This is a genomic window from Chromobacterium sp. LK11 (genome assembly GCF_001043705.1).
Classification (GTDB): domain Bacteria; phylum Pseudomonadota; class Gammaproteobacteria; order Burkholderiales; family Chromobacteriaceae; genus Chromobacterium; species Chromobacterium alkanivorans.
In genome coordinates this window covers 1-3103 of sequence record NZ_LDUR01000055.1, presented here as the reverse complement: position 1 = coordinate 3103, position 3103 = coordinate 1, and the positions used below count along the sequence as shown (strand labels likewise).

General features: G+C 52.2%; 1 rRNA gene. It reads right to left on the bottom strand.

From position 1 onward, the window contains the following. Positions 1–19: 19 nt before the first annotated feature. Positions 20–2908: ribosomal RNA gene (locus VK98_RS22485) — 23S ribosomal RNA — on the bottom strand. Between the last annotated feature and the right edge of the window lie 195 nt (positions 2909–3103).

The window sequence follows — 3103 nt, the reverse complement described above, 5'->3', positions numbered from 1 at the left end:
CCCAAGACACTCAAATGATAGGATCAAGCCTCACGAGCAATTAGTATCGGTTAGCTTAACGCCTCACAGCGCTTCCACACCCGACCTATCAACGTCCTGGTCTCGAACGACTCTTCAGGAGGGTCAAGCCCTCAGGGAAGTCTCATCTTCAGGCGAGTTTCCCGCTTAGATGCTTTCAGCGGTTATCTCTTCCGCACTTAGCTACCCGGCAATGCGACTGGCGTCACAACCGGTACACCAGAGGTGCGTCCACTCCGGTCCTCTCGTACTAGGAGCAGCCCCCGTCAAACTTCCAACGCCCACTGCAGATAGGGACCAAACTGTCTCACGACGTTTTGAACCCAGCTCACGTACCACTTTAAATGGCGAACAGCCATACCCTTGGGACCGGCTACAGCCCCAGGATGTGATGAGCCGACATCGAGGTGCCAAACACCGCCGTCGATGTGAACTCTTGGGCGGTATCAGCCTGTTATCCCCGGAGTACCTTTTATCCGTTGAGCGATGGCCCTTCCATTCAGAACCACCGGATCACTATGTCCTGCTTTCGCACCTGCTCGACTTGTCGGTCTCGCAGTTAAGCTACCTTTTGCCATTGCACTATCAGCACGATTTCCGACCGTACCTAGGTAACCTTCGAACTCCTCCGTTACACTTTGGGAGGAGACCGCCCCAGTCAAACTGCCTACCATGCACTGTCCCCAATCCGGATCACGGACCAAGGTTAGAACCTCAAACACACCAGGGTGGTATTTCAAGGACGGCTCCATGAGAACTAGCGTTCCCACTTCATAGCCTCCCACCTATCCTACACAAGTCTGTTCAAAGTCCAATGCAAAGCTACAGTAAAGGTTCACGGGGTCTTTCCGTCTAGCAGCGGGGAGATTGCATCTTCACAAACACTTCAACTTCGCTGAGTCTCAGGAGGAGACAGTGTGGCCATCGTTACGCCATTCGTGCGGGTCGGAACTTACCCGACAAGGAATTTCGCTACCTTAGGACCGTTATAGTTACGGCCGCCGTTTACTGGGGCTTCGATCAAGAGCTTGCACCCCATCACTTAACCTTCCAGCACCGGGCAGGCGTCACACCGTATACGTCCACTTTCGTGTTGGCACAGTGCTGTGTTTTTGTTAAACAGTCGCAGCCACCGATTCTCTGCGACCTCTCAAAGCTCCTCCCGCAGGGGATTCACTCTAAGAGGCATACCTTCTCCCGAAGTTACGGTATCAATTTGCCGAGTTCCTTCTCCTGAGTTCTCTCAAGCGCCTTAGAATTCTCATCCTGCCCACCTGTGTCGGTTTGCGGTACGGTTCTTATGCAGCTGAAGCTTAGTGGCTTTTCCTGGAAGCGTGGTATCAGTCACTTCAGGTCCGTAGACCCTCGTCATCACGTCTCGGCCTTAAGGGGCGGCGGATTTGCCTACCTCCCCAGCCTACCGGCTTAAACAGACTATTCCAACAGTCTGATGACCTAACCTTCTCCGTCCCCACATCGCACTGCATAAAAGTACGGGAATTTTAACCCGTTTCCCATCGACTACGCTTTTCAGCCTCGCCTTAGGGGCCGACTCACCCTACGCCGATGAACGTTGCGTAGGAAACCTTGGGCTTTCGGCGAGCGGGCTTTTCACCCGCTTTATCGCTACTCATGTCAGCATTCGCACTTCTGATATCTCCAGCATCCCTTACGAGACACCTTCACAGACCTACAGAACGCTCCCCTACCATCTGCACTTACGTGCAAATCCGCAGCTTCGGTTATCAGTTTGAGCCCCGTTACATCTTCCGCGCAGGACGACTCGACCAGTGAGCTATTACGCTTTCTTTAAATGATGGCTGCTTCTAAGCCAACATCCTGGCTGTCTATGCCTTCCCACCTCGTTTACCACTTAACTGATCATTTGGGACCTTAGCTGGCGGTCTGGGTTGTTTCCCTCTTGACGATGGACGTTAGCACCCACCGTCTGTCTCCCATGCTCGCACTTTCCGGTATTCAGAGTTTGCCATGGTTTGGTAAATCGCAATGACCCCCTAGCCATAACAGTGCTTTACCCCCGGAAGTGATACATGAGGCACTACCTAAATAGTTTTCGGGGAGAACCAGCTATCTCCGAGTTTGTTTAGCCTTTCACCCCTATCCACAGCTCATCCCCTAGTTTTGCAACACTAGTGGGTTCGGACCTCCAGTGCGTGTTACCGCACCTTCATCCTGGCCATGGATAGATCACTCGGTTTCGGGTCTACGCCCAGCAACTAAATCGCCCTATTCGGACTCGGTTTCCCTACGCCTCCCCTATTCGGTTAAGCTCGCTACTGAACGTAAGTCGCTGACCCATTATACAAAAGGTACGCAGTCACGGAACAAGTCCGCTCCCACTGTTTGTATGCATCCGGTTTCAGGTTCTATTTCACTCCCCTCCCGGGGTTCTTTTCGCCTTTCCCTCACGGTACTGGTTCACTATCGGTCGATCATGAGTATTTAGCCTTGGAGGATGGTCCCCCCATCTTCAGACAGGATTTCTCGTGTCCCGCCCTACTTATCGTACGCCTAGTCCTTGGAATGCGTTTTCGTGTACGGGGCTATCACCCACTATGGCGGTCCTTTCCATGAACCTTCCACTAACACAATCCATAACACGTACAGGCTCTTCCGCGTTCGCTCGCCACTACTAACGGAATCTCGGTTGATTTCTTTTCCTGCAGCTACTTAGATGTTTCAGTTCGCTGCGTTCGCCTCCTCAGACCTATGTATTCAGTCTGGGATCTCCTTGCGGAGGGGTTTCCCCATTCGGACATCGCGGGATCAAAGCTCTATTGCCAGCTCCCCCGCGCTTTTCGCAGGCTTACACGTCCTTCTTCGCCTATGATCGCCAAGGCATCCACCAGATGCACTTAGTCGCTTGACCCTATCATTTCAGTAACCTAGGTCACCAAAACAACAAGTTGTGTTTGTGCGACGACTACACCGCCCCTTTTGATATGGCGACGTAGCCTAGATACAATCAAATACCCAAGATGACGATTTGTCCGCGTAAAGAGTTAACTCTACGTGTCCATCTCGCCGTCTTTATATATTCGGCTTCTTCAGTTTGTTAAAGATC